Here is a 25,682-nt window from a genome sequence, read left to right on the forward strand (position 1 = left end):
ACCTACGGATTGCCCGCCTTAGCGCGCTGCGCCTGCAGGTAACGCAGTTCCGAGGCGGCGCGTGTGTCGTTGGCGTCCAGCTCCAGGCACTTTCGATACAACGCCTCCGCCTCGTCCAGCCGGTTCTGCTCGACATACACGTAGGCCAGACCGCGCCAGGCGCGTGCGAGCTCTGTGTTCTTGATGTTCGGCGCTGAGAATTCGCGTGCGTCGCGTTCGGCGGTTTCGAAGCTGGTGATCGCCATGGGCCAGTTCTTCTCGCGCTGATAGACGCCGCCCATCTCCGTGCGGAATTGCGCGTTGTGCGGCGACATGTCGATGGCCCGTTGCAGGGTCACCTTGGCTTCGTCCATGCGGTTCAGTTCGATCATGGCGTAGGCCTTGAGATAGTAGGCATAGGCCCAGTTGGACGACACAATTTTTGCGCTCGTCTTGGCATTGGCGGCTTCCAGTAGATACATCAGCGCTTCCGGCTGGGTGCGTGCGCTATAAAGCCGGCCTGTTTCGTTGCGGTAAGCGCTTTCGTAGAAGCCCGTGACTTTGTCGAATGTGTCGATGGCCTCCGCGGGCCTGTGGGCTTTCGCGAGCTGTGCCCCCTCTTGCACGAGCTGCGCGTTGCGAGCGTCGTCCGGGTTGATGGATGATGGGTTTTGCGCCCACACAGACAGGCTGGCGAGTAGCGCGGCAACGACAACAAACACACGCAGAGACGGCATGGAAACCCCTGATCAAAAGTTCGAGCGACGGTAGCAGAACGGTTTGACGGCCGGTGGATCGGGAAGAGGGGTATGTCGGCCACCTGCAACGGGTGGCCGCTTTGCTAACGATGGAGCGTCGCCTGTAGCGCGGTCAGCAGATCGCCACCAGACCAGTTCGGGCGCGTAGAGGCCGCTTCGGCGGCATGCACCAGCGCACACAATTGCGCGTTGATTGGCGCGCGCAGGCCGAGCCGTTCCGCCAATTGCACCACCTCGCCGTTGATCCAGTCGACCTCGGTGGTGCGGCCGGCAGCCAGATCGTCGGACATGGACGAGCGCGCGAGCGGATCGATGGCGAGCATCTTGCCGCCCAACCGCGCAAACACCGCATCGGGTGTGGTCAACAGATGCGGAATCCACGCGGGCGGCACGGGCGTCAGTTTGGCGGGCCGGATGCCTGCGCGCGCCAACAACCGCAGTGCTTCGCGTTGTGCGAGCGCGAGGCAGCGCCGGTAGGCGCGCTGCGACAGCTCTTCCTTCAGCGGCCGATTGGCCAGTGCGTTGATGGCGTTGTTCAGGTTGAGCAGCAGCTTGGCCCATTGCGCGGCTGCCATGTCGGTACGCTGCATGAGCGGTAGTCCGGCACGACGGAACGGGTCGAGAAACGGTTGCAGTGCCGACGATGCTGCCACCTCCAGTTCCCCGCCCGTACCTTGATGGAAGGTGCCGGGCCTGGGCTGCATGACATTGAACGGCACCATGCCGGCCAGTACGGTTTGATTGGGAAGGGCGGCGCGCAGCGCGTCAGCATTGTGCAGGCCGTTCTGGAAGCTGATGACGGTTGTGCCGGCACGCAGGATGGGCGCGAGCTCTTCTGCGATGGCTTGGGTGGCGGCGGATTTGACCGTCACCAGAACGAGGTCGGCAACGGCCGCCGCGTCTGGGCCGGTCACGTACTGCACGGCCGCTGGCGGCACGTGCCAGCGGCCGTTGCGGTAGTCCGTCAACGTCAGGCCGTGCGCGCGCAGCGCGTCGCCAATGTGGGCGCGGCCGACCAGGGTCACATCAGCGCCCGCGGCGCGCAGCCGGCCACCGATGTAACAGCCGATCGAGCCGGCCCCCATGATGCAGATCTTCGCCATGTCCTCCATGCCCCCGGAACGGAATGCGCCATCCTGCCTGTTGGCACCGTGGTGGAATGTCTGGCTTTTTACAATTTGGGGGCTTCTCTGGAAACCGCGCCAGTGCTGGCATTGCGGCTTGAGCGCCACGCTTGAGGGAATTTCCCGCTGCCACCCGCCCCCGCGCCGTGTGACACTACGTTCGGTTTAGATCAAATAGAGCAAAGCAGCCTAGGCTGCTTCGGGTGGAATTATGTTGGCTTCCGAACGTGCCGGCGAGGTGTCCGGTTTCGAGTTGAACACGCCGCCGGGCCGCCGCGTCAAGCGGACGGCGCGCACGGTGGCGGTGCTGTCGCTGCTGGTGTTTGTTTGTCTGGTGCCGTTTGCGCGCGTGCCGTTGATGCCGGTGCCGGCGTTCGTGCCGATCTACGAATCGGCACTCATCCTCAACGATCTGTTTACCGCAGGGCTACTGCTCGGGCAGGTCGTCATTACGCGTTCGCGGGCGCTGCTGGTGCTGGCGTGCGGCTACCTGTTCACCGCCCTGCTCACGGTCGGGCACATGCTGACGTTTCCGGGGCTGTTTGCTGCGCAGGGGCTGTTGGGTGCCGGTCAGCAGAGCACTGCCTGGATCTACATGTTCTGGCATGCCGGGTTTCCGCTGTCGGTGCTGGCCTATGCGTTTCTTCGGGATCGCGCAGGCGCCGCGCAGCAGCAGCGGGTGTCCTTGCGGATGATCGGGCTGGTGATCGGTACAACGCTGGCTGTGGCGTCTGCGTGCATGGTGCTGGCCACGGCCGAAGCGCGTTGGTTGCCGGCCATCATGGCGGCCAACCACTACACGCCGGTGATGCTCTGGGTGGCCGGTACGACATGGAGCCTCTGCGTGGCGGCGCTGTGGGTGCTGTGGCAGCGCAAGCCTCACGCCACCATCGACATCTGGTTGATGGTGGTGCTGTGCGTGTGGGTGTGCGATGTAGCGTTGAGCGCCGTGTTCAACGCGGGCCGGTTCGATCTGGGCTTCTATGCGGGGCGCATCTACGGGTTGCTGGCGGCAAGCTTTGTGCTGCTGTTGCTGCTGATCGAGCAGGGCGTGTTGTACGCGCGCCTGCGTGCCGCGCTGGCGGAGCTCAAGCGGTTGGCCATCACTGACCCGCTCACGGGTGTTGCCAACCGGCGTGGTTTTGAAGCGGCGCTGGCGAACGCCTGGCGGCATAGCACGCGCACGGGTACGCCACTCTCGCTGCTGATGATCGACGTGGACTGCTTCAAGGCCTTCAACGATGCCTATGGCCATGCGGATGGAGATCACTGCCTGACCGCCGTGTCTGCGTGCCTGAGCAAAAATGCGCGCCGCAGTGGCGACTTGGTGGCGCGTTGCGGCGGCGAGGAGTTCTATGTCTTGCTGCCCGATCTGGATGCGGTTGCCGCAGCGCAGGCGGGGCAATCGGTTTGCGATACCGTGGTCGCGCTCGGCATTGCACATGTCAAATCGACAGTGGCGCCGTATGTGACGGTCAGCGTTGGGGTGGCGACGTTCGTGTGCGAGCCCGGTGCGCAGCCGTCATGGCTGACGGAAACAGCGGATCGCGCGCTCTATGCCGCAAAGATGGGAGGTCGCAACCGCGTGATGTCGATGCCGCTGGCGAGCCGTTCAGCGCCCCCGGTGCCTGCGCCGCCGATTCCGTCCACCTTGCACTCCTGAGCGCGTCACTCCGCCACAAGACAAACGCCCCGATGGCCGAAACCACCGGGGCGTTGTCATGTCAGGCGATGGGCTGGTGGGCCCAGGGTGCGATCAGCGCAATCAGTAGCCCCACACCTGCATTTCGTCCAGCGAGTAGCCCCACTGCGTCGCGCGCTGCGTGCCGTACATGCGCACGTAGCGGCCGCTGCCCTTGAGGTTGGCGAGGGACACGTGGCCCCACGATGCGCCGTTCGAGGTCGAGTAGATGTTGGTCCAGTTCACGGCGTCGTTCGACGTCTGAATGGAATACACCTTGGCGCCAGCGTCCCAGTACAGGTCGACGCCGGTGATGGTGCGGGTGGAGCCCAGATCTACCATGAGCCACTGCGTGCCTGCTACGCCTTCCACCGAATCCCAGCGGGTGTTGGTGGTGTTGCCGTCAAACGCGTAGGCCGGGCCGAGGCTGGCGCTGTAGCTCGACGATGCGCTGGCTGGCTTGCCTTGCGACAGCAGTGTGCTGGCCTGAGCGGCGGCCACCGTGTTGCCGCCGGCGTAGTAGTTCGAGCCCAGCTTGGCCTTGGTGGTATCGGAGTTCACGCCAAACTGCGACAGGCTCCAGCGCTGGCCGGTGGTCACATCGCCGAGGTAAAGCTGGTAGCCGCCGGCGCTGGTCGACGAGAAGAACACGTAGTTCGTGTTGTTCACGGGCGAGGGGTCGGAGTTGTTGCTGTTGCAGTCGTTGAGCGAGAGCTGGTTGGGCGTATCGCTCGGGTTGACCTTGGTGTAGATCTGGTCGGCCTGGCTGGTGGCGTCGTGCCAGCGCGCATAGAACACCGTGCCGTCCGCACGCACGATCGGGTAGTACGTGGCCAGGCCTGCCGGCGTGTCGAACGCGACTTTGCTGGTGCTGCCCACCGTCTGCTTGTACAGGCCCATGCCCGAACCCGTGCCTGTGGTGTAGTACACGGCCGTGCCATCCGGCGTGGCAAACGGCATCGAGTTTTCCAGCGTCGGTGCGGTGCGCGTCAGGTTGGTGACCGAGGTGAACACGGGGCCCGAGCTCGTGTACGACAGCGCGGCCTGCATCACGTCGCCGTTCTGCTTGAAGAGCAGCGACTTGCCGTCGGTGCTGAACTTCGGGTCTTCATTGCGTGTCTGGCCCGTGCTGTTGGTCAGGTTGATCGGCATGTTGCTCGAGCCGACCTGCCAGAAGTACACGTTCCACGCGTTGTTCTGGATGCCCATGAAGGCGAGCCATTTGCCGTCGGGGCTGAACACGGCGTTCATCGGGTCCTGGATGCCCCAGGCGGCCTTCGACACTTGCGTGAGCGTGCGTGCCGAGAAGTCGTAAATGAAGATCTGGCTGGTGCCGTCGCCATAGCTCACGTAGCTGTGGTACGCGAGCTTGCCGGTCAGGCTGGCCGGAAAGGTGCTGTTGGCTTGCGTGGGCGGATTGGCTACGCAGGTGGCTTGGCTGGGGGCGGAAAACAGGGCAAACGCCGCGCCGGCAAGCAGGCCAAGACGGCCGAAAGAAAACAATTGGGTGCGCATGAAACAGGACTTCCTATGCAAGTGGGCCAGTGGCGGTGGCAACCGCCGTATTAAGTCCGCGTCACTTCGTGGAATTTGGGCAAAGCTTCGCCAAACTCGGTAGTCGACCAAGTTGAAAAAGCGCCACACAACCGGGGGGAGTGACGAGGGATGAAACGCGCCAGAAACCCTTTGCTTCGTACCGTCGTGCTTCTTGTCGGGGTCTCGACTACATCGAGAAGGCGAGTCGCGGGCCAGACTGTAAGGGTTTCGCTGACGATCCGAAACCCTAATAAGAAAGCCGTTCTTGCCTTAATTCATCGTCGTGGGAGCGAGCCGCCACATGCGTGTGTAAATCTGACATATCAATTTTTTGAAACGTTGATCAGCCAGCACGTGCACCGTCGTTATTGTTATTTTTACTGCGACACTTTGTCGCGTGATTGAGGTGCAATCTTTGCTGGTCGTTGCACTGCCGCATCGCCCAATGTCGGCGCCAGAGCACGCTCTGCGGCGGTCTCGGCACCGGGCGAGAACAATGCGCACGGAAGGCCACCTCCACCGCATCAACAACTTGGATCGGAAGCCGGCGATGCGAATGTCGCCTACGCAGAGGGTTGTAAACGGATTGCCTGGCTGGAAAATTGCAAAGCACATTTGACATAGACACCACAAACAAGAACGTCATGTGCAAATAACGAGATGGATTTTGCGTAAGGCTATCCGGTTATCAATCGGTTTATCGCTGTATTACGCAATCCCCATATTCGAGAAAACCTACTAAACACAGCCGCTATGCATATCACGCAATTCGATTTGGATTATGTATAGTTCGTGCACGCCAACGATTGCCCTCAGTAAAACGCAAGACTGATCACGCTTTCCGCGCACCCAAAATGTGCAAAGCAAACAGTGCGAATGTGGGCGCGACGTTTCTGGGCGATTCAGCGTGGGTTCTGGAGGCTGATTGGAATGGGCGCTCACAATCAACTGGCGCACGGCGGCGCAGCGTCATGGCGTGCGGCATTGCTGCACGAGCTGAACACCTTGCGCGATGCCGATGCGGTATTTCGTTGCCTGCAACCGGCGGTGCGCCAACTGGGTTTTGACTATTACGCCTACGCTCTGCGTGCGGCCATTCCCATTACGCGCTTCAACACCATCTGCTGGAGCACCTACCCCGAGCGCTGGTGTGAACGCTATCGCACACGCGGCTATGCGGTCATTGATCCGGTGCTGCAGTTCGGACAGCGCAGCGTCAAACCGGTGCTGTGGTCCGGCATCGCTATGGCAGATGTGCCGTTCTGGGTGGAGGCCCGCCAGCACGGGCTCAATCACGGGTGGTCGCACACCATTCGAGATCACACGGGCATCTTCGGCACCTTCAGCCTCGTGCGCAGCGCCATGCCCATCACCGACGACGAACTGGCCGCCAGCGAGCCGGAGATGATCTGGCTGAGCCAGCGCACGCACGCCAGCATCAGCGCGTTGATGGCCAACACGTTGTTGCCGGATGCCGCCGCGCGCCTGAAAGACGTGGAGCGCCAGACGCTGCACTGGACGGCCGAAGGCAAGACGGCTGCCGAAGTCGCGGCCATCCTGGAGATGACCGAGCGCAACGTGAACTTCCACATCCGCAACGCCATCACCAAGCTCAACGCCGCCAACAAGACGCACGCGGTAGTGAAGGCCGCGCTGCTCGGGTTGATTCCGGCGATGTTGTAGCGGTGCTTCAGGCGGTGGCACACGTGGGCTGGGCGGGGCGCATGGCTTCCAGGTAGAAGCCGCTGTCGCTCTGCTTCGCCCGTCGCTTGGCCAGCGCCGCTGCAGTGCCGATGTCATCACTGTTGCGGGCAGCCCCGGGGCAGACATGCAGGGCTCCCACCGCCATCGTCACGAAGCGGAAGAACGCCGGCACCCCTTTGCGGTCCTCGGCGTGGATGCCGCCGGCGGCGCGGTCTGCGGGTGTATACATGGCGAGCGCGTTGGCGTTGAAGGCGGCCATGGCGTGCTCGACGCGCTCGCGCCAGTCCGCGCTCTGAAAGAGGATCAGAAAATCATCGCCGCCCACGTGGCCGAGAAAATCACGCGTGGGCTCACATGCCGTGGTCAGCACGGCGGCCGCCATCTTGAGCATCTCGTCGCCCTGCCAGTAGCCGTACTGATCGTTGAAGGGCTTGAAGTGGTTCAGATCGACATAGCAGGCGTAGAACTCGGCGCGCGCTTCCAGCAAACGTTCAATGTGCAGGTTCAAAGGGATGTTGCCTGGCAGGAAGGTGAGCGGGTTGGCATAGCGCGCCGCCTCGATGCGGATCTCCGTGACGGTGCGCACCAGCTCTTCGCCCGTACCCAGACCCAGGTAGCGGTCGTGCTCGGTGATGATGAAACCGTCGGTGAGGTAGCGCTGGTCTTCGCTCATCAGCAGCGCCGACATGTCTTCCAGCGAGGCGGATTTTTCCACCAGCACCGGTTGCCGGTTGGCAAACGCCAGCGCGGGTTTTTTGCCGTACAGCTCACGGTGATATGGCATCGCATACCGATCGATGAAGGCGCGGCGCGCGATGAGCGCGAGCGGCCGTTCGTCTTCATCGAGCAGCGCCACCGCGTGCAGATCGGGGTGGCGGTTGAACAGGTGCAGCACCTCGTCGTTGCTGCTACGGAGAGGCAGGGTGGGTGCCACGCGCAGCAGTTTGCTGGCCGTGATGGCGCGCCAGCCCACACGTACGGCCTGCGGAAACACCGCAATCTGCGAGGACTGCAGCACGCGCGCCGCGTGGATCGACATGTCGCTCGCGGGGGTGTCGTGCGGGTGGGCCAGAAAGAAGCCTTGCCCAAACCGGATGCCCAGATCGCGCACCACGCCCAGTTCGTCTTCGGTCTCCAGCCCTTCGGCAATGATGCTGGTGGCGCTGCCCTTGAGCGTTTGTTGCAGCGTGCGCGCCATGTCCAGCTTGGCCGGGTGCTTGGCGATGTCGCGCAGGAAGTACTTGTCGAGCTTGATGAAATCGGGTGTGAGTTCGATCAGCAGGTTCAGGTTGGCATTGCCGGTGCCGAAATCGTCCAGCGCGCATTGAATGCCAAAGTCGCGCGCCACGGATAGCGCCTCGGCAAAGCTGGCAAGGTCGTCAATGGGGGTCTGCTCCGTCAGCTCGATGACGATGCGCGAGGGGTGGAGGTCGTGGGCGGCAATCCCATGCAGCAGGCGGGCATGATCTTGCAGCACCTGGCGCACACCAAAGGCGCTGAAGTTCAGGAACAGCTTGCCCGGCAGGCGCATGGCCGAGAAGCGTTCGATCGCCAGACGTGCGGCGGTGGTCTCCAGTGCAATCGCGTCCGCCGTGCTGGTGGCGGCGGCAAACAGCGCGGCGGGCGATTCCATCACCGAGCCGACCGGCCCGCGCAGCAAGGCTTCGTAGCCGAGCACTTCTGCGGTGGATAGGCGGAAGATCGGCTGAAACACCGTACGCAGCATCTCGGGCGCAATGCCCGCCGGCAGGGGAAGCGGTGAGGAAGTCATGGCGTTGGACGCAAGCTCGGACATTCCGCCTAACGGCCCACTGAACACAGAGTTAAATGAACTTTTTGTGACGCACGGTGCGGCGCGGGTTGGCGGATGACAGTCCCCACCACAGAGGGGCTTAGGCCAAAATGCTGCGTGCGCCTGCGTCTTCATGGCGCGTCATCCATGCACGCCGCGCTTGACCCTCACATTGTGTGAGGTCCTAGCCTGTGACCAAGCCAGAAAACAGGAGCCAGCCATGCTGTTGAAAGTGGGCGATCTCGCCAAACGCTGCGGACTGACCGTCCGCATGCTGCATCACTACGACAGCATCGGTTTGCTCGTGCCTTCGGCCCGCTCCGATAGCGGCTACCGGCTCTACGACAAGGCTGACATCGCCCGGCTGCATCAGATCCAGGCGTTGCGGCGCTTCGGTATGTCGCTGGCTGACATCGGGGCTTTCCTGGCAAACCCGGACGTTCCCCTGACCACGATCATGGAACGGCAGATCGCGATGCTCGATCAGCAGATCACGCAGGCCAGCGTGCTGCGCGATCGGCTGACCCGTCTGCACGACCAGCTTGTGCGCAAGGAGGAGCCCGAGCTTGCTGAATGGCTCACAACCTTGGAATGGATGACCATGAAGAGCGGTGTTGGGTTGTTTACTTACAGACCTGTCGCCACACCGCTGACTGACGTTGGGGTGTTCCAACATCAATTGGTAATCCTTGGGAAAAGAACCTGTAGCGGGTGGGGTGTTCTAACGGCCAATGGTCCGAGCGATGTGCCCGCCCGCTATTGAGGCCGCGTGGAGGTTTCGTCATCCCAGAGTTAAAGCGTCAGCCGTAGCTGCAGATCATGGTGCGACACCTACGATGAGCAACAGGTCGCCGCATGGAGTTGGATACGTAAACGATCAACTCCGGTAAGCCTTTCGCGACCTGGAAAGGGCTGCCATCGCCAATGGCGTTCGACGCATGGTCACGCGTCAGGAAGTGGGCACAATCTAAGAGAGGGCAACCAGCGGGGCTAGGAGCCACTCGGCCGCGACGCGTCCTCGTCAAAGAGAGCAGCGATTGGAAGCTCAAACGCAGCAGCTATGCGTTCAATGCTGTCTAGCGAGGCGTTACGCGCGCATCGCTCTACATGCGCCAAAAAAGAACGGTCCAGTCCAGATCGAAAAGACAGCTCTTCTTGTGACCAACCGCGTTCCGCCCGCAGTCGCCGCATGTTGTCAGCCAACACCTGGCGAGGGTCCGGTCTGACGAGGCGAGGCGGGTGGATCGACATGCCCGCATAGTGCTAACGCCACACTTTGATGTCAGTGGGTTTTGAGTCACAATGGAGATTCTGTGACCTACTTATTCGATATGAGCACTCGTCGCAAAGGGCGCAACGCTGTACAGAATGGAAGTAGACCCACCCAAGCAGAATTGCGAATTGCCACCGCTGCTGATCAAGTTTGCTTTCGCATGCCCACGCTTGGTTTCGACTTAAAGCTTGAGCAGTCAGATGTGGTCGGAGCCATCTTTGTCGAAGAGACAGAGAGCTTGGAGATCTCCCTGCTGCGTGGGAGCGTGATAACTCTTCAGTGCTCTTTGGATGACGCAATGATTCTTGCTGTCCGACTCTTACCCGAGGAAAGGGATGGCGAGTTTTTGTATCAGTCAAGAGACGGAGCACGGTACTGCGCTTGGGATGATTTGCGCTAGCTTCCGAGGGCCGCAAGCGACGGAGATTCCAAGTTGATCCTATTCCTGGACTATGACGGAGTCCTGCATCCAGACGCCGTATACTTGATCCATGGGCGGCCAGTCTTGCGGGCCGACGGCGAGCTCTTCATGTGGGCGCCTACACTCACGGCGATTTTGGAGCGGCGCCCCGATTTGCAGATTGTGTTATCGACGTCTTGGGTTCGTGTCTTGGGATTCAGCAGGGCGCGTGACTTTCTTCCCGATTCACTGCGACGAAGGGTTATCGGTGCGACTTGGCATTCCGCAATGGGGCGTCACCACGAGGGACATCATCGACTAGACGACAACTGGTTTGTGAGGGCATCGCGCTACGAGCAGATCAAGAGATACCTTTCCAAGACCTCATCTGATGCTGCGGTGGAATGGATCGCCATAGATGACGATGATGAGGGGTGGGATGAGTCAGATCGGCGTCATCTGGTGAGAACAAGCAGTTGCACTGGCCTTTCGAGCGATGAGTCACTGCTTGAGCTTGAGGCGAAACTCCATCAATAGAAGTTCGCCGTTGCAGACGAACGGACTCGAATCAAGTGCCGGCACGTGAGCCTAGTCAGCCGCCTACCGATGTGCTCCTCTGTTGGCCTGCAGCTAAAACCCATCCCTCCTGATAGCCTCGGTCGAGGCGCGACTCGTCATTGCCGGCTATCAGAGGAATGTGACGGCGATCACAACCTCAAGAAGACGGCCACAGCGGGGGCGAAGCCATCACGACTCAAATGGCCAGATCGTCGGTAAGATCGATGATGAGCGCATCTTTAACAGCATATCTCCGCATTTGACGCCCATCGTCAAAACCAACCATAGACCGTTCGATTATCGGCGAGACGTGCTCTCGATGCGGCGGCATCTATCGATGATGCACGGAAGGCTAGGGCGATCTTGCTAGCCCCAGTGGTTCTAGCGGCAGTTGATTCCGCGCACCGGTATCGACGTGTTCAATATCAGTATGTCGACTGTTTGCAGCTTGTGGTGGTCCCATGGGAGTGAGACGTATCGATGGGTCGGCTAAGCCGCTCTCATTTGATCGCCAACGGTTAGCTTCCGTTATATCTCGTATGAGTTCTACATCATGGCCACAAGGCTTTCTGTTGGCCAATACTCCCAGGAAGCTGCTATCCACGCCTCTGACGTAGACCTTCGGTACCTCACGGGTTTCTTATCTCGGAATGTGAAATGGCAGCGATCTTCTGAACACTCCGCCTCATCGTTCGAACATGGAAAATCCTGCGAGCAACACCTTTGCTTTGGAAAAAGATGAGTTGGTAAGGCGCTCGACGGCGCAGATGGACCAACTGCTCAAGGATAGCGACTACACACTGGAGCAGAAGCTCGCGCTGACTTGCCGAATTCTGTACGACGCTGGTCACGACTCTGGTCTGTCGGGCCAGATCACCGCTATAGCGGAAGAACCGGCGACCTACTACACGCAGCGCTTAGGTCTGGGCTTCAATGAGATCTCTGCGAAGAACTTGCTTTTGGTCGACGAGGACCTGAATGTTCTGCGTGGCGAAGGCATGGCTAACCCCGCAAACAGATTTCATTCCTGGGTATACCGGGCACGTCCGGACGTTCAATGCATCGTTCACACCCATGCGGTCCATACTTCGACACTGAGCATGTTGGAAGTTCCGCTCGAGGTGGCACACATGGACAACTGCGTCATCTACGATGATGTGGCATTTGCTTCCGACTGGCCGGGTGTTCCCGTGGGTAACGAAGAAGGGGAGTTCATCACGGCTGCATTGGGCAACAAACATGCGCTTCTGCTTTCTCACCATGGTTTGCTCGTGGCTGCGAGAACAGTGGAGGAGGCATGTGTGCTTTCAATGGCTGTTGAGAGGGCTGCAAAAATGCAACTCATTGCTATGGCGGCTGGTCAGATTCGACCGATTGATCCATCACTCGGACGTGAAGCGCGAGACTGGATCAACCGCCCCAAGCGAAATATGGCCGCATTCTCATACTATGCGCGCCGCGCTTTGCCATTTCACGCCGACTGCTTGTAGCAATAATGTACAAGGGATAAGGCGCTGACTTTGCGTCTGCGAAGCGTTGTGGACTGCGAGGTCACGCTTCGCGATGGGGCCGGCTAGGATTTTTTCCAGCCAACCGCAGTAGCCAATCTCGAACTGCCGCTCTTGACGGGCTGGAAGCAGTTGGTCGAGACGATACCAAGAAGTACGCAGAGCCGTCCTCGACAAAGCCTAACGGTGCGTCAAGCAACCCGTTTTCGATGTCGTCGCGAACGAGGTGCCACGGTCCGACGGCCACGCCCAAACCTGCGGTCGCCGCTTGAAGGCTGAAGTAGAAGTGCTCGAATACTTTCTCGTTGCGGTTCGGCAGGTTCGTCTTCGTCAAGGCACTCCATGTCTTCCATGCATCAGGACGCGTCTTCGTATGAAGCAGCGGCGCAGAGTTCTTTATGCAGGGCAGGCCGTTGTGGTTCCCTATATAGTGATGGGCCGATTCACGGCGACAAACGGGGCCGATGCGTTCGTTGAAAAGCATCGTAGCTTCTGTTTCCTCTGGCCACTCAATATCGTTCCGCCGAATGGCCATGTCAGCGCCTTGCCCTAACGCCGGCCCGGATGCCGCGACAAGCTGAAGCTTCAAATTGGGCTGAGCTCTCTGCAGCGCAGCCAAGTTTGGAATTAGCCAACGCATCAACAAGGTGGGCTCACACGCCAAGGTCAACGAAGAGCCATTCGCTAGTTCCCTCAGCTCGTTGCAGGCCACTTCAATGAGCTTGAATCCGTGTGCAACAGCATCGGCCAGCTTGCGTCCGTGCTGCGTGAGAAATACGCGGCGGTTGCGTCGTTCAAACAACTCAACACCGATGTCGTCCTCCAGCAGTCGCACGGCGCGACTGACTGCGCCATGAGTAAGGCTTAGCGCATCGGCGGCGCGTGTGAAGCTCTCTTCCCGGGCGGCTGCTTCAAAGCAGCGTAGCGCGAGCAGTGAGGGAATACCTCTGCGGCCATTGTGTGATCTCAACTCACCGATATCGTCAGAAAGCATCGTTTTTCCTCGCTGCCCATCTCGCTGTACCTTTGCTGTGCGGGCTTCGGCTTTCGCAAACTTTCACGAACACGCTGAATCGCCTCAGTCCGGCTTCGCACGAAGCGTGTTTGCTATAGAGAGACATAGATGACGACCCAAATGATTCTTGCGGCTTGGCTTTCCGCCTTTCTCATCTGCTCCACCCCGGGACCAAACATGCTTCACGTACTGACGCGTTGTGTCCATTTTGGCGTCCGGCAGAGCCTGCCTGCAATGGCGGGGTGCATCACAGGCTTGATGCTTATCCTTACCGCTTCGGCGGCTGGCCTCGGCGCTCTGATGCGTGCATCCACCGGCTATTTCGAACTGGTTCGCTATGTCGGAGTGAGCTACCTGGTGTACTTGGGCGTGCAAGCATGGCGGAGTAAGGATTTGGCATCTGAATCGACGCAACGAGCCACCATCGAGAACGTGTCGAGAATGTTCTGGCGTGCCTGCATGATTGGGCTCACGAATCCAAAGCTCATGCTCTTCGGTGTCGCGTTTATGCCGCAGTTTGTGGATGCCCACTCGGAGCCTGTTTCGCAGTACGCCATGATTATTCTGGGCTTCGTGCTCTCTGAGCTGTTCTGGTATTGCGTTTATGGGGTAGGCAGTGGGCATGTGAGGCAACTGCTGGGCAACCCTCGACTGCGCCGGCAATTCAATCGCCTGACCGGTTCCATCTTCATTCTGTTTGGTGGCCTGCTACTGGGCACAAAGAGCTGATGGGCGCCCGCGGTGTAGGCGACTTCTGGGGCGGTTTACCCATTAGGTCAGATGGAGTGCAATCCCTCGAGGGGAGCTACACCGCCATCACCGTACTGGTATATCACTCGCGCGATCACGACGCGATAGCCATCAAGCCAGCGAGACTGCTTGACCTTGGCTTCTAGGTGCGCAGGGTGATGGATCAACTGCTGAAGCGCTTGCTCCGATTTCCAATAGTAGACATTCTGGATCAAGCCAGCCTCAGGCCTTTCCCAGGTTTCTTCCCCAACATATCCCGGTATGGATCTGGCTGCCTCGGCGATTTGTTGGTCGAGGCGATGAAACTCTTCGTCGTATTGCCTAGCTCGGAAGATGAAGGTTGATGAATACATAGACACAGACGGATGTGGTTTAGGTGTCGTCGGCCACGACCCTATTCCTTGCCGGTACCGAGGGTTAGCAGGGCGTACGGTGCTTTCCAGCCGGGCACGCGTGCTATTCGCTCCAACCATGAGGCAAGGTTGGGGTGCGTGTCTTGTAGCAGGTAGCCGGTTTCTTCGGGGGGATAGTAAAGATATCCCGCCAGAGAAAAATCCGCGATCGTGAGTTGATCACCCACCATGAATGGATTCTCCGACAGGTGCTTTTCCACAATATCAAAGGCGCCATCAATCCGGGCACGCAGAAACTCCATCACTGCGGGATGAGGTGTAGCACCAGCAAATGTTTGTAACCAGCGATGCGTAGCGAAATAGCTCGAGAACTTGTGGTTGTCGAACAATATCCAGCGTGCGATCTCCCATTTCTCAGCAGTGTCCTTGCCGCCAAATGCGTTCAGAACCTCGGAGAGGTACGGGAGGATGACTCCTGTTTGGGTCAGTTTCTCATCACCAAACTCAAGAACGGGGACCTCGCCCATCTCGTTGAATTCCTGCCGCCACGCTTCAGTTTTGGTGACCCCACTAAAGAAATCGACGTGGACGGGCTCCCAGTCTGCGCCTGCGGCGGTGAGCATTAGGGCAATTTTGTATGCATTGCCTGACTCGGCAAAGCAGTGCAACTTGAAGGCAGGCATATGGATCTGTGCGGCAGTGATGATGATCGTCGGAGCGGAAGAGAGGTTAGTGGTGGCCGAAGCCGACAAGCTGTCGGTCGATCTTCGCGCCAGGCATCATGGTCTGCAGAAGTTCAGTCAGTTGGTCGCCGGCTTCGTGTAACGCATCCAGAGGCATGGCTGGCAGGCTCTCCAGGATGAACCACATTTGACGAGCCTCTGCACCCAGCCGCGTTCTGACACCTTGGCGCCAGTTCCAGCGCCGACATGTCACTCCCTTGTCGTCACGCCATATCACTTCTCCTGCCTCTGGAGATTCGCTGGCCGGGACACCATCTTTCATGGTGTCGAACAGTTCCGTTCCATCGGCGATCGTCAATCTTGGGCCTCCGACGTAGGCAGCAAGGTTCTCGCCCCCGACGGGAACGGCATACTGGATACTGATTGCGTTGTAGACGTCGACAATTGGGTCGATGGTTGGCAGGTTTCCATCACGCTGCACTCGCTTACGCAAGGCTTCAGCGGAGCAGGGGGTGCGCTGAGGCTTTGCGCCAAATCTTCTGAAGGCGTCCGCCCAAGCCGAGAGATGTGCATCCGCCCAGGTCGCTTGCCCTGCGGCCAACGATTGGTAGGCGCGGGTCAGTGCAACCGCCGCAATGCTTGGGTCGGCAATGCTCGTTGCCTCAACCGTGACGCTCAGTGCTCTGAACCCAGGGGCCAACTCTGCGATGGCGGAATCGATGACAGGCAATACAGATGGCATCAGAAAATCTCCGACTTATGTGAGTGGATGCGGAAGCAGCAGTGCACAAAGCACCAGCATGAAAGCTGCAACCAGTGTGTGAAGCACGCGCCAGGCTTGTGGGTCGCGAAAGATCGGCGGTAGCAGGCGCGAACCGTAGTCGAGGGGCGAGAACCTAACTAGGCTCGCAGCACATGCCCCGAGGCCGAATGCCCATTGCGCCATGCCCGGGTAGCGGGTGGACAAGCTGCCCACCAATACCATCGTGTCGAGATAGACGTGTGGGTTGAGGAAGGTGAGGGTAAGGAGCATTGGTGCCAACCAAGAGGGAGGACAGCAACTGGTGTCGCGTGCTAACCATATAGCCCGACAAACGCGGCGCCACCATAGCGCAAGGTTTCAGTAGCCCAGACCATTCGTGTACCAACCTCCCAATGCCGGCAAGATCGCAGATGATCAGAACTATGTCAGCGAGGGAGCAGATGGAGACCACTGACGCTATATGGTTACGCTGCAGCCCTTGTCGCAACACGAATGCGTTCTGTGCCCAAATAGAGAAAATGAGGCCTACGCCGGTCATGAAGCCGGCGGACGTTGTGGCAAGGAACATGAAGAAAGCCAAGCACGAAATGGGGAATGTTGTCGTAGTGCTCGAAGTAAGGAAACTTATTTTTTCTTGATGCGATGAAGAGAAATTAATTTCCAAGCAAGTCCATGGACCTGATTCACCCGCAACTCGCCGCGTTAGCCGCCGTGCTGGAAGAAGCTAGCTTCGAAGCTGCAGCGCGCTGTCTCTCTATCACGCCCTCCGCTGTATCGCAGCGCATTAAGACACTAGATTCGGCCGCCACATGTGAGTAAGGCGTTTGCGTCACCACTAACTTGAGTGGACCGGCAGATTCGTCTTTGCTGCTGTCGCCAATCTATCGTCCTATGCAACCCTCTCGGCATTTTCTGCGTCAGGGCGTGGGATTTTGCGGCAGACTGTTTTGAATCGCGCTCAGCCGAACGCGGAATACGGAAGCACGTTCCGCGTCTTCGTTGGTAAGCTCCCTTTCATCGAAAGGAGAGAAGCATGGGTGGCCGAGAAGACAGTATTACCAATGGGTTCGCTGCAGCGGCGACGCCTGATATCGACCGCGAAGAAACGCGGGAGTGGACTGATGCCCTTGAAGCGGTCGTGCGCGAAGCTGGTCCAGAGCGCGGCGTGTATCTGCTCCGGCAACTGGAAGAGCAGGCCCGCACGTTAGGCATCATTGCGAATGCGCAGCCGTATTCGGCGTATCGAAACACGATACCGCTCGATCGCGAGAAGCCATACCCGGGGGACCTTGCGATGGAGGAGCGGATCACCTCCATCATGCGTTGGAATGCGCTGGCGATGGTGGTGCGTGCGAATCAAGCCTATGGTGAGCTTGGTGGCCATATTGCAAGCTACGCCTCGGCTGCTGAAATCTTCGAAGTGGGCTTCAATCACTTCTTCCGTGCGCGCGATGACGCGCACGGCGGCGATTTGGTTTTCTATCAACCGCACTCGGCACCCGGTGTGTATGCACGCGCCTTCCTCGAAGGCCGCCTGACGGAGAGTCACCTTGCCAACTATCGTCAGGAAGTCGGCGGGCAAGGTCTGTGCTCGTACCCACATCCCTGGCTCATGCCGGACTTCTGGCAGTTCCCGACAGGGTCGATGGGGCTCGGGCCGCTCAGTGCAATCTATCAGGCGCGCTTTATGCGCTACCTTGCCAACCGCGGCGTTGCCGATACGGCAGACCGCCATGTGTGGGGCGTGTTCGGTGACGGCGAGATGGACGAGCCGGAATCGATTGCAGGGTTGACGCTCGCTGCTCGTGAGAATCTCGACAACGTTACGTTCATCATCAACTGCAATCTGCAGCGGTTGGATGGGCCGGTGCGTGGTAACGGCCAAATCATTCAGGAGCTTGAGTCCCTGTTCACAGGTGCCGGCTGGAATGTGATCAAGGTGATCTGGGGCTCAGATTGGGATCCGCTGTTCGCCCGCGACACGAACCATGCACTGTTGCACCGGTTTGCACAGACTGTGGATGGCCAGTACCAGACCCTGGGTGCAAAGGATGGTGCCTACAACCTGGTGCATTTCTTCCAGCAGGATCCTGAGGTGCAGGCGCTGGTGTCGCACATGTCGGACGCAGACATCGACGCTCTGAAGCGAGGGGGTCACGATTTCCGCAAGCTCTACGCGGCTTTCGCGGCGGCCAAGGCACACAAGGGCCGGCCAACCGTGATTCTGGCGAAGACAAAGAAGGGCTACGGCATGGGAGGGGCGGGTGAGTCGCGCATGACGGCGCACCAGGCGAAGAAGCTGGATATCGACGCACTGAAGGCGTTCCGAGATCGTCTTTCTTTGCCGCTGTCGGACGAGGACGTGGCTGAGTTGAAGTTCTATCGTCCGGCCGAGGACAGCCGCGAGATGCGCTACCTGCGTGAGCGCCGCTCGGCGCTGGGCGGGTACATGCCGGTGCGAGTGCGCGAAGCTGAAACCATCGCGGTGCCGTCGATCGCAGACTACGCCCGCTTTGCGCTGGAGTCTGACGGCAAGGAGATGTCGACCACCATGGCGGTGGTTCGTATGCTTGGGGGGCTTCTGAAGGACGAGAAGCTCGGCTCCCGAATTGTCCCCATCGTTGCCGATGAGGCGCGCACCTTTGGTATGGCGAACCTGTTCCGTCAGATCGGCATCTACTCGCCGGCGGGACAGCTGTATGAGCCGGAAGACGCGGGTTCTATGCTGTACTACCGCGAAGCACGCGATGGTCAACTTCTGGAAGAAGGCATCACCGAAGCTGGTGCGTTGTCCTCTTGGGTTGCGGCCGCAACTTCCTATAGTGTGCATGGCAAGCCGATGCTGCCGTTCTATATCTACTACTCGATGTTCGGCTTCCAGCGTGTGGGAGATCTCATCTGGGCAGCGGCTGACCAACGTGCGCGCGGCTTCCTTCTTGGCGCAACAGCAGGTCGTACAACGCTGGGCGGAGAAGGGCTGCAGCACCAGGATGGGACCAGCCACGTGATCGCCGCCACCATTCCCAACTGCCGAGCCTACGATCCGGCCTTTGCCGGCGAACTTGCAGTGATCGTCGATCACGGCATGCGGCAGATGATGGAGCGCGGCGTTGACGAGTTCTACTACGTCACCGTGATGAACGAGAACTATGCCCAACCCTCGTTGCCGTCAGGAGTTGAAGAGCAGATTGTTCGTGGCATGTATCGCTATTCGCAGACGGAAGTGGCCAAGGCGAAAGGCCACGTGCGGTTGCTCGGCTCCGGAACGATCCTGCGCGAAGTGATCGCAGCCGCCGAGTTGCTGTCGACGGACTGGCATGTATCGAGCGAAGTGTGGAGCGTCACGAGCTTCAGTGAGCTGGCACGTGAGGCAAGGGAAACTGAGCGCTGGAATCGCCTGAACTCAGGCGAGAGTGATCGCATCAGCCACCTTGAGGCATCCCTTTCCGGGGGTGCTCCGATCGTTGCGGCTTCTGACTATGTTCGGGCTTGGCCGCAACTGATTTCGTCCTATGTCGATGCTCGCTTCATCGCTTTGGGTACCGATGGCTTCGGTCGTAGCGACACGCGGTCGGCACTGCGGCAATTCTTTGAGGTCGATCGTCACCAAGTTGTGCTCGCGGCTCTGCACGGGCTTGTACGTGATGGTGACCTTCCGCGGAGCGTGCTTGCTGAAGCAAGCGAGCGCTACGGTATCGATCGTAGCCGGCCAGCTCCCTGGCTGTCATAGCAGACGCACTCTTTTTCTCTTGCCTATCCCGCACGCACGAGTGCGCTATATCCGGTCCGCATTCGCGGACCGGAGCCTTCCCACGGACGATAACAATCCATGAGTGAAATCAGGGAGATTCACGTCCCCGACATTGGGGATTTCAAGGACGTACCGGTCATCGAGATTTTGGTTAAGCCAGGCGATCACGTTCGAGCGGACGAGGCGCTTATGGTCTTGGAGTCAGACAAGGCGACTATGGACGTTCCGAGTCCGGTGTCTGGCATTGTGGACTCACTGAAGGTAGTGGTGGGAGACCGCATATCGCAGGGCAGCGCCATCTTAAGTTTGCGCATTGCTGAAACCGATGCTCTGGCCGCGATGCCGGCAACCAGGCCTAAGCCTACACCCCCACTCGCGGCACCAGCGAAAGCCCCGGCACCGGCTACGCCACCTCCCGCGGCGCCGATCTCCAAAGAGCCGTCTACCAAACCGCATGCTAGCCCTTCAGTGCGTCGTTACGCGCGTGAGTTGGGTGTGGATATTACGAAAGTGAGTGCGAGCGGCAAGGGCGGCCGAATTTTGCAGGATGACGTGCAGCGGTTCGTCAAAGAGACGCTAACTCAGCTTGCGGGGGACCGTCAGACTACGATCGGCGGTAGTGCACGGAGTGGCGCGGCCGGCGCCGGCCTAAACCTGCTCCCGTGGCCGTCGATCGACTTTAGCAAGTTTGGTCCGATTGAGAGTGTGGGGCTATCTCGCATCAAGAAGATCTCGGGTGAGAACCTCGCTCGCAACTGGGTGATGATTCCCCACGTTACCAATTTCGATGAAGCTGACATCACGGAGCTTGAGGCTTTCCGTGTTCGGCTCAATCAAGAGGCTGGGAAGGATGGATCGAAAGTGACGATGCTCGCCTTCCTGATCAAGGCAGCGGTAGCAACTCTCAAGGCGTTCCCACACTTCAATAGCTCGCTGAGCCTTGAGGATGGAAAGCAGTCCTTGGTTCTCAAACAGTATTACCACATCGGTTTCGCAGCGGACACGCCTAACGGTTTAGTGGTGCCAGTGGTTCGTGACGCGGACAAGAAAGGCATCCGCGAGATTGCGGCCGAATGTGGTGAGCTGGCAAGGAAAGCGCGTGACGGCAAGCTCGGGCCTGCCGATATGACTGGGGGCACCTTTACTGTGTCGAGCCTCGGTGGCATTGGCGGTACAGGTTTCACCCCCATTATCAACGCGCCGGAGGTTGCCATTCTCGGCGTTACCCGCTCGCAGATGAAGCCAATGTGGGACGGTCAGGGCTTCACGCCAAGGCTGATCTTGCCTATGTCGTTGTCCTGGGATCACCGTGTAGTCGATGGTGCTGCTGCTGCACGCTTCCTAGTGCACTTGACGGGGCTTCTGGCCGACTTTCGTCGGGTCATGCTCTAAGGACCAAAGATGACTCAAATTGTGGAAGTGAAAGTCCCGAACATCGGCGATTTCTCCGATGTCCCAATCATCGAGATCTTTGCGAAGCCGGGCCACACGCTTGAGATCAACGATGCCATCTGTGCTCTGGAGTCCGACAAGGCGACCATGGACGTGCCTTGCTCGGTCGCCGGTACAGTGACAGAAGTGTTGGTGAAGTTGGGTGACAGAGTGGGCGAAGGTAGTGCGCTGCTCAAGCTTGAGGTGGCAGAGGTTGGCGTTGCTTCACCAGTTGCCTCACCGGGAGCGGTAGCCAAAGTCGCGGCGTTGGCAACTGACACCGGTAGTGCTGACATCGAATACGACATGTTGGTTCTTGGCGCGGGGCCGGGAGGGTACTCGGCTGCCTTTCGCGCGGCCGATCTTGGTATGAAGACGGTGCTGGTAGAGCGGTACGCGACGCTCGGCGGCGTTTGCCTGAACGTTGGCTGCATTCCCTCAAAGGCGCTGCTCCACGTTACCGGCGTCATGAACGAGGTTGCTCACTTTGCGGACCTTGGGATCGAATTCTCGACGCCCACGGTGAAACTTGAAAAGCTGCGTGGCCATAAGGCGAAAGTCGTAGGAAAACTCACGAGTGGCCTAGCCGGTATGGCGAAGGGGCGTAAGGTAGATGTGTTGCGTGGATATGGCACTTTCCTTGACCCTCACCACCTCGAAGTTGGGCTGACTACCGGCACTGGTCAAAGCAAGACGGGCGAGAAAACCGTGGTGAAGTTTAAGCACTGCGTTATCGCCGCAGGATCTCAAGCGGTGAGGCTGCCGTTCATGCCGGACGATCCTCGTATAGTCGATTCGACGGGTGCCCTCGAGCTAGAGGCAGTGCCAAAGCGCATGCTGGTGATCGGCGGCGGCATTATTGGTTTGGAGATGGCTACGGTCTATTCCTCGCTCGGAGTCCGCATCGATGTTGTGGAGACGGCGGACAGTTTGATGCAAGGTCCAGATCGTGATCTGGTCAAGGTGTGGGAGAAAAAGAACCTTCACCGATTCGACAACGTCATGTTGAACACTAAGACCGTCAAGGCGGATGTCAGTGCGCAAGGCATCGTGGTGACGTTTGAAGGCGAGAAGGCTCCGGAGGACCCGCAGTGCTATGACCTTGTTTTGGTAGCCGTAGGTCGCAGCCCGAACGGCAACAAGATCAGCGCGGAACGAGCGGGGGTGGCTGTTGATGAGCGAGGCTATATCTCGGTGGACAGCCAGATGCGGACAAACGTGCCGCATATCTTCGCAATCGGCGACGTTGTCGGTCAGCCGATGCTTGCTCACAAGGCGGTGCATGAGGGGCATGTGGCGGCGGAGGCTGCTGCGGGGCACAAGACCACGTTCGATGCAATGCAGATTCCAGGCGTTGCCTATACGGAGCCGGAAGTCGCCTGGACTGGGCTGACGGAGGATGAAGCCCGGAAACGAGGTATTGAAGTCGAGAAGGCCGTGTTCCCTTGGGCCGCGTCGGGCCGTGCCATTGCAAACGGGTGCGACGAAGGATTCACTAAGCTCGTTTTCGACGCACAAACGCATCGATTGGTGGGCGGTGGCATCGTTGGCTCACACGCAGGTGATCTGATTGGTGAGGTATGTCTGGCGCTGGAGATGGGGTGTGATGCTGTGGATATCGGTAAGACTATCCATCCTCATCCGACTCTCTGCGAGTCAATCGGGCTAGCCGGTGAGGTTGCACACGGTACCTGCACCGATATCCCAGCCCAACGCCGTGCTCGCTAGCACGCCTCCTCTTACAGCATGATGGTGGCAAAGGTGAGGGGGCGTCGTGAATCCAGCACGACGTTTGCTCAGGTTTCATTGGTACAGAGAGGGGCGGGGCCATTGCAGCCAGGTCGGCGTGATGTGACACAGGCCACCGCTTTGATGGCCCTGTTTCAATGCGTGTGAGCGGGGCCGTGTTGCACAAAACCGTCTTGCTACTGGCCTGTTGTTTGCGATCTTCGCCTCGAACTAGCACGGTTGCTCGGTCACCCTCACTGGCCCGATGGTTTGCTCCATTGCAAAGCGTTAAGCACTGCCAGCGACATCGCCGTGCCCCCGTCTTGATAGTTGGTTCCGGCAATGGCACGAACGGGGGAATGATTGGACGGCAGTGGCCTTGCGCCCGGCTTGAGCGAAGCGGAGAACTGCTGCGGGTCATAAACGCCGATGAAGAACAACATCGATGGAATGCCGGCGTCAACGAACACCGAGAAATCTTCGCTAGCTGTAGAGGGAAGCACGCGCAGCACGCGGTCGTTGCCGAAGGCGGTTTTGAATATTGCCTCGGTACGTGCCACTACCGTTGGATCGTTGTTCACAGCGGTGGCGCCTTCGATGATCTTGACGTGGGCCTCAGGCCCGTCCGACATGTCTGCAACCGCCTTTGCCGTGCGACAGATGCCGTCAAAAATCTTCTGTCGCACCGCCGGCTTGTACGAGCGGATCGTTCCACGTGGCAGCACGCTGTCGGGGATGATGTTCTCGGCGCCGCCGCCCTGGATGGCGCCGATGCTGTCATGTTGTCCCTAAGAAAAACTGGTCATTCTGATGGCACGTCGTTGTTTGCTAGATTCTCGAATCGCATTGGCGGATTCGCTGCGATATGTTCCTACTGCGCAGAATTAGTACTAAGGGCAACTGCTTGAAATACCGTCTGGCGCGTATGGTCGTCAACCCTTGGCAATGCATTCGTTAAGCATGTCTAGCCGATCTTGGCCCCAGAACAGCTCGCCCCGGAAGACGTAGGAAGGAGAACCAAAGACTCCGGTCTGGACCGCTTCGTCGGTATAGCGGCGGTACTGCTGCTCTATCTCCGGCGTGCTGGCTTGTCGAAGCAGCAGCTCGTCATCAAGGCGTTGCTCCTGCAATATCTCGCGCAACGTCTGCTCTGAGGAAATATCTCGCTCCTCACACCACTCCGCACGGAGAATTGCCTTGTACAGACCGACGACTGGGATTCCGGCCTCACCGGCTGCGATGACAATACGTGAAGCCAGATCTGCGTTGGGGCACATGTGGGCAGGCAGAGGGTTCACATGAATACCCAACTTCTCACACCAACGCTTCAGCTCGATGATGCGGTAGGCCTGTCGCTCCGGGGCGCGCTGCCCCAGTAGTACACCGCCAGTGCGTGAGTACACATTAGGAAGATCGACGGGCTTGTATCGGATCTCAACGCCATGCGTTGCGGCGATGGCTTCCAGGCGGTCTGCGCCGAGATAGGCCCAATCCGAGTTCATCCAGAAGTAGTAATCGATGTGGCGAGATGTCATTGGGGGGCTCCGTGGCTCAGGGAGGACGAGGCGAAACGGGACGGGGCGTGCATGAATAGTGAACTGACAACAGCAACGATGCCGAGGGCGCTCAGGTACCACACGATGTATCCGGGATTGCCACTACCATGCGCTAGCAGCGATGTCGCAATGATTGGTGCAAGGCCACCACCAACGGCGCCGGAAATTTGCACGGCAATGGAGATTCCGCTGTACCGCACTTCGGGCGGAAACTGTGCGGAGAACAGACTGCCTTCCGGACCGTAAAGACAGGCATAGACCACGCCGACTGCAATCACTACAGCCAGCGTAATTTTGTGCGATTCAAGCGATTGCAGCATCGTGAAGAAGACAGGCGCGAATACCAAGATGCTCATCGAGCCAACCATGAATACCCACTTGAAGCCGACCTTGTCGCCCAGCACCCCGAATAGGGGCATGGTGAAAAGTGCCAATAGGGCTCCCCACACTGTGGCTTCAAGCATCACGGTTCGCGCAATGCCAAGTGTGCCGGTGGCGTAGGCCAGCGAAAACGTCACGACCGTATAGAACCAGGTCACTTCAGCTAAACGAGCGCCGACAACTACTAGAACTTCCTTCGGATACTGACGAAGAACCACCATGGCGGGGACTTGTACCTTGTCGCCCTTTGATTCCATTCGTTCAAAGTCTGGGGACTCTTTTACCTTGATGCGGATGAACCAGCCAATGAGAAGAAGCACGACACTTGCCACGAATGGCAGTCGCCATCCCCAAGTCAGCATGTCGTGTTCGGGGAGCGCCGCAACACCTCCCATTGCCAGCGACGATAGGATCAAGCCCGGCCCAACACCAGCCTGGGGCAAGCTGCCAAAGAATCCCTTCTTGCCATGCGGAGCGTGTTCGACAGCCATCAGAACAGCGCCACCCCATTCGCCGCCGACCGCAATACCTTGTAGGAACCGCAACAGCACAAGCAGCAAAGCTGCCCAGTAGCCGATGCTGTCGTAGGAGGGGATCAAGCCAATGAGGATGGTCGGAATGCCCATCAAAAACAGCGTAACGAGCAGCATTGATTTGCGCCCGGTCCTGTCACCAAAATGGCCAAAGATAATGCCGCCTAGCGGCCGCGCAAAGAAGCCGACCGAGTACGTCGCGAAAGCTGCAAGCGTACCCGTTAGAGGGTCGAACGCGGGGAAGAAGATCTTGTTGAAGATCAGTGCTGCCGCTGTTCCATAGAGAAAGAAGTCGTACCACTCGATGGTGGTGCCCATCATGCTGGCCAAGCCGGCCGTGATGTATTGGTGCCTAGAATGAGCACCTTCGGATTGTGGCGTCGGCATTGCGACCTCCTTCTGTCTGGTGTGGAAGAGTCAGCGGA

The 25,682-nt window shown here is 59.1% G+C and carries 20 protein-coding genes and 3 pseudogenes; 10 read left to right on the top strand and 13 right to left on the bottom strand.

What is annotated here, in order from left to right; translation table 11 throughout:
• Nucleotides 1-2: 2 nt before the first annotated feature.
• On the bottom strand, nucleotides 3-716 hold the full coding sequence (locus tag ACS7SF_RS23640) for a tetratricopeptide repeat protein (RefSeq protein ID WP_439892923.1): 714 nt from the start codon (nucleotides 714-716) through the stop codon (nucleotides 3-5).
• Between the two features lie 104 nt (nucleotides 717-820).
• Nucleotides 821-1,840 carry a 2-dehydropantoate 2-reductase gene (locus tag ACS7SF_RS23645; protein ID WP_439892924.1) on the bottom strand — a complete coding sequence of 340 codons (1,020 nt, stop codon included), beginning with the start codon at nucleotides 1,838-1,840 and terminating at the stop codon, nucleotides 821-823.
• A 232-nt stretch (nucleotides 1,841-2,072) separates the two neighbouring features.
• On the opposite strand from ACS7SF_RS23645, the gene ACS7SF_RS23650 reads away from it, so the two are divergent.
• Entirely contained in the window at nucleotides 2,073-3,524 is a 1,452-nt protein-coding gene (locus ACS7SF_RS23650; protein ID WP_439892925.1) for a sensor domain-containing diguanylate cyclase, read from the top strand.
• Nucleotides 3,525-3,626: 102 nt separating this feature from the next.
• Here ACS7SF_RS23650 and ACS7SF_RS23655 read toward each other — a convergent pair whose 3' ends face one another.
• Nucleotides 3,627-5,057 carry a discoidin domain-containing protein gene (locus tag ACS7SF_RS23655; protein ID WP_439892926.1) on the bottom strand — a complete coding sequence of 477 codons (1,431 nt, stop codon included), beginning with the start codon at nucleotides 5,055-5,057 and terminating at the stop codon, nucleotides 3,627-3,629.
• A 951-nt stretch (nucleotides 5,058-6,008) separates the two neighbouring features.
• On the opposite strand from ACS7SF_RS23655, the gene ACS7SF_RS23660 reads away from it, so the two are divergent.
• A complete protein-coding gene (locus tag ACS7SF_RS23660) occupies nucleotides 6,009-6,761 on the top strand; it encodes an autoinducer binding domain-containing protein (protein WP_439892927.1) in 753 nt (250 codons plus the stop codon).
• A 7-nt stretch (nucleotides 6,762-6,768) separates the two neighbouring features.
• Here the strand turns inward: ACS7SF_RS23660 and ACS7SF_RS23665 are convergent, their stop codons facing one another.
• Nucleotides 6,769-8,577, bottom strand: coding sequence for an EAL domain-containing protein (locus ACS7SF_RS23665; protein WP_439892928.1), 1,809 nt, complete (start codon nucleotides 8,575-8,577; stop codon nucleotides 6,769-6,771).
• 217 nt (nucleotides 8,578-8,794) lie between these two features.
• Between ACS7SF_RS23665 and ACS7SF_RS23670 the strand changes: the two are divergent.
• Nucleotides 8,795-9,178: pseudogene (locus ACS7SF_RS23670) on the top strand (MerR family transcriptional regulator); the annotation flags it as partial.
• Between the two features lie 386 nt (nucleotides 9,179-9,564).
• Here ACS7SF_RS23670 and ACS7SF_RS23675 read toward each other — a convergent pair.
• Nucleotides 9,565-9,825, bottom strand: a complete 261-nt coding sequence (locus tag ACS7SF_RS23675) for a helix-turn-helix domain-containing protein (RefSeq protein ID WP_439892929.1) — start codon at nucleotides 9,823-9,825, stop codon at nucleotides 9,565-9,567.
• A gap of 455 nt (nucleotides 9,826-10,280) precedes the next feature.
• Here ACS7SF_RS23675 and ACS7SF_RS23680 point away from each other — a divergent pair, with 455 nt between their 5' ends.
• Both ACS7SF_RS23680 and ACS7SF_RS23685 read left to right on the top strand, forming a co-directional pair.
• A complete protein-coding gene (locus ACS7SF_RS23680; protein ID WP_439892930.1) occupies nucleotides 10,281-10,784 on the top strand; it encodes an HAD domain-containing protein in 504 nt (167 codons plus the stop codon).
• A 719-nt stretch (nucleotides 10,785-11,503) separates the two neighbouring features.
• Nucleotides 11,504-12,295, top strand: coding sequence for an aldolase (locus tag ACS7SF_RS23685; RefSeq protein ID WP_439892931.1), 792 nt, complete (start codon nucleotides 11,504-11,506; stop codon nucleotides 12,293-12,295).
• Nucleotides 12,296-12,356: 61 nt separating this feature from the next.
• On the opposite strand, the gene ACS7SF_RS23690 is transcribed toward ACS7SF_RS23685, so the two are convergent.
• Complete coding sequence (locus ACS7SF_RS23690) at nucleotides 12,357-13,307, bottom strand: LysR family transcriptional regulator (protein ID WP_439892932.1); 951 nt, start codon at nucleotides 13,305-13,307, stop codon at nucleotides 12,357-12,359.
• A 129-nt stretch (nucleotides 13,308-13,436) separates the two neighbouring features.
• On the opposite strand from ACS7SF_RS23690, the gene ACS7SF_RS23695 reads away from it, so the two are divergent.
• Nucleotides 13,437-14,057: a LysE family translocator gene (locus ACS7SF_RS23695; RefSeq protein WP_439892933.1), complete on the top strand. Its 621-nt coding sequence runs from the start codon at nucleotides 13,437-13,439 to the stop codon at nucleotides 14,055-14,057.
• A 47-nt stretch (nucleotides 14,058-14,104) separates the two neighbouring features.
• On the opposite strand, the gene ACS7SF_RS23700 is transcribed toward ACS7SF_RS23695, so the two are convergent.
• From ACS7SF_RS23700 to ACS7SF_RS23715, 4 genes and pseudogenes are all read right to left on the bottom strand, one after another.
• Nucleotides 14,105-14,431 carry an antibiotic biosynthesis monooxygenase family protein gene (locus tag ACS7SF_RS23700; protein WP_439892934.1) on the bottom strand — a complete coding sequence of 109 codons (327 nt, stop codon included), beginning with the start codon at nucleotides 14,429-14,431 and terminating at the stop codon, nucleotides 14,105-14,107.
• A 41-nt stretch (nucleotides 14,432-14,472) separates the two neighbouring features.
• Complete coding sequence (locus ACS7SF_RS23705; protein ID WP_439894466.1) at nucleotides 14,473-15,114, bottom strand: glutathione S-transferase family protein; 642 nt, start codon at nucleotides 15,112-15,114, stop codon at nucleotides 14,473-14,475.
• 46 nt (nucleotides 15,115-15,160) lie between these two features.
• A complete protein-coding gene (locus ACS7SF_RS23710; protein WP_439892935.1) occupies nucleotides 15,161-15,856 on the bottom strand; it encodes a B3/B4 domain-containing protein in 696 nt (231 codons plus the stop codon).
• A 15-nt stretch (nucleotides 15,857-15,871) separates the two neighbouring features.
• Nucleotides 15,872-16,445: pseudogene (locus ACS7SF_RS23715) on the bottom strand (LysE/ArgO family amino acid transporter).
• A 104-nt stretch (nucleotides 16,446-16,549) separates the two neighbouring features.
• Between ACS7SF_RS23715 and ACS7SF_RS23720 the strand changes: the two are divergent.
• The 4 genes and pseudogenes from ACS7SF_RS23720 to lpdA form a co-directional block, all read left to right on the top strand.
• Nucleotides 16,550-16,675: pseudogene (locus tag ACS7SF_RS23720) on the top strand (LysR family transcriptional regulator); the annotation flags it as partial.
• A 235-nt stretch (nucleotides 16,676-16,910) separates the two neighbouring features.
• Complete coding sequence (mdeB, locus tag ACS7SF_RS23725; protein WP_439892936.1) at nucleotides 16,911-19,607, top strand: alpha-ketoglutarate dehydrogenase; 2,697 nt, start codon at nucleotides 16,911-16,913, stop codon at nucleotides 19,605-19,607.
• A 99-nt stretch (nucleotides 19,608-19,706) separates the two neighbouring features.
• Nucleotides 19,707-21,020, top strand: a complete 1,314-nt coding sequence (gene aceF / locus ACS7SF_RS23730; protein ID WP_439892937.1) for a dihydrolipoyllysine-residue acetyltransferase — start codon at nucleotides 19,707-19,709, stop codon at nucleotides 21,018-21,020.
• Nucleotides 21,021-21,029: 9 nt separating this feature from the next.
• Nucleotides 21,030-22,787 carry a dihydrolipoyl dehydrogenase gene (gene lpdA / locus ACS7SF_RS23735; protein WP_439892938.1) on the top strand — a complete coding sequence of 586 codons (1,758 nt, stop codon included), beginning with the start codon at nucleotides 21,030-21,032 and terminating at the stop codon, nucleotides 22,785-22,787.
• Nucleotides 22,788-23,041: 254 nt separating this feature from the next.
• On the opposite strand, the gene ACS7SF_RS23740 is transcribed toward lpdA, so the two are convergent.
• The 3 genes from ACS7SF_RS23740 to ACS7SF_RS23750 form a co-directional block, all read right to left on the bottom strand.
• On the bottom strand, nucleotides 23,042-23,473 hold the full coding sequence (locus ACS7SF_RS23740) for a hypothetical protein (RefSeq protein ID WP_439892939.1): 432 nt from the start codon (nucleotides 23,471-23,473) through the stop codon (nucleotides 23,042-23,044).
• A 246-nt stretch (nucleotides 23,474-23,719) separates the two neighbouring features.
• Nucleotides 23,720-24,322, bottom strand: a complete 603-nt coding sequence (locus ACS7SF_RS23745) for a 2-hydroxychromene-2-carboxylate isomerase (RefSeq protein ID WP_439892940.1) — start codon at nucleotides 24,320-24,322, stop codon at nucleotides 23,720-23,722.
• Nucleotides 24,319-25,644 carry an MFS transporter gene (locus ACS7SF_RS23750; protein ID WP_439892941.1) on the bottom strand — a complete coding sequence of 442 codons (1,326 nt, stop codon included), beginning with the start codon at nucleotides 25,642-25,644 and terminating at the stop codon, nucleotides 24,319-24,321. The genes ACS7SF_RS23745 and ACS7SF_RS23750 overlap by 4 nt, the downstream gene beginning before the upstream one ends.
• Nucleotides 25,645-25,682: the final 38 nt, after the last annotated feature.

The organism is Ralstonia sp. 25C (assembly GCF_051904805.1).
GTDB lineage: Bacteria > Pseudomonadota > Gammaproteobacteria > Burkholderiales > Burkholderiaceae > Ralstonia.

What these genes read in the sequence shown, in the direction of transcription:
- ACS7SF_RS23660 (WP_439892927.1), top strand. Translation starts at nt 6,009, where the DNA reads ATGGGCGCTCACAATCAACTGGCGCACGGCGGCGCAGCGTCATGGCGT.
- ACS7SF_RS23650 (WP_439892925.1), top strand. Translation starts at nt 2,073, where the DNA reads ATGTTGGCTTCCGAACGTGCCGGCGAGGTGTCCGGTTTCGAGTTGAAC.
- ACS7SF_RS23705 (WP_439894466.1), bottom strand. Translation starts at nt 15,114, where the DNA reads ATGCCTGCCTTCAAGTTGCACTGCTTTGCCGAGTCAGGCAATGCATAC.
- ACS7SF_RS23685 (WP_439892931.1), top strand. Translation starts at nt 11,504, where the DNA reads ATGGAAAATCCTGCGAGCAACACCTTTGCTTTGGAAAAAGATGAGTTG.
- ACS7SF_RS23665 (WP_439892928.1), bottom strand. Translation starts at nt 8,577, where the DNA reads ATGTCCGAGCTTGCGTCCAACGCCATGACTTCCTCACCGCTTCCCCTG.
- ACS7SF_RS23750 (WP_439892941.1), bottom strand. Translation starts at nt 25,644, where the DNA reads ATGCCGACGCCACAATCCGAAGGTGCTCATTCTAGGCACCAATACATC.
- ACS7SF_RS23695 (WP_439892933.1), top strand. Translation starts at nt 13,437, where the DNA reads ATGACGACCCAAATGATTCTTGCGGCTTGGCTTTCCGCCTTTCTCATC.
- ACS7SF_RS23690 (WP_439892932.1), bottom strand. Translation starts at nt 13,307, where the DNA reads ATGCTTTCTGACGATATCGGTGAGTTGAGATCACACAATGGCCGCAGA.
- ACS7SF_RS23700 (WP_439892934.1), bottom strand. Translation starts at nt 14,431, where the DNA reads ATGTATTCATCAACCTTCATCTTCCGAGCTAGGCAATACGACGAAGAG.
- ACS7SF_RS23745 (WP_439892940.1), bottom strand. Translation starts at nt 24,322, where the DNA reads ATGACATCTCGCCACATCGATTACTACTTCTGGATGAACTCGGATTGG.
- ACS7SF_RS23710 (WP_439892935.1), bottom strand. Translation starts at nt 15,856, where the DNA reads ATGCCATCTGTATTGCCTGTCATCGATTCCGCCATCGCAGAGTTGGCC.
- ACS7SF_RS23645 (WP_439892924.1), bottom strand. Translation starts at nt 1,840, where the DNA reads ATGGCGAAGATCTGCATCATGGGGGCCGGCTCGATCGGCTGTTACATC.
- aceF (WP_439892937.1), top strand. Translation starts at nt 19,707, where the DNA reads ATGAGTGAAATCAGGGAGATTCACGTCCCCGACATTGGGGATTTCAAG.
- ACS7SF_RS23640 (WP_439892923.1), bottom strand. Translation starts at nt 716, where the DNA reads ATGCCGTCTCTGCGTGTGTTTGTTGTCGTTGCCGCGCTACTCGCCAGC.
- ACS7SF_RS23675 (WP_439892929.1), bottom strand. Translation starts at nt 9,825, where the DNA reads ATGTCGATCCACCCGCCTCGCCTCGTCAGACCGGACCCTCGCCAGGTG.
- mdeB (WP_439892936.1), top strand. Translation starts at nt 16,911, where the DNA reads ATGGGTGGCCGAGAAGACAGTATTACCAATGGGTTCGCTGCAGCGGCG.
- ACS7SF_RS23655 (WP_439892926.1), bottom strand. Translation starts at nt 5,057, where the DNA reads ATGCGCACCCAATTGTTTTCTTTCGGCCGTCTTGGCCTGCTTGCCGGC.
- lpdA (WP_439892938.1), top strand. Translation starts at nt 21,030, where the DNA reads ATGACTCAAATTGTGGAAGTGAAAGTCCCGAACATCGGCGATTTCTCC.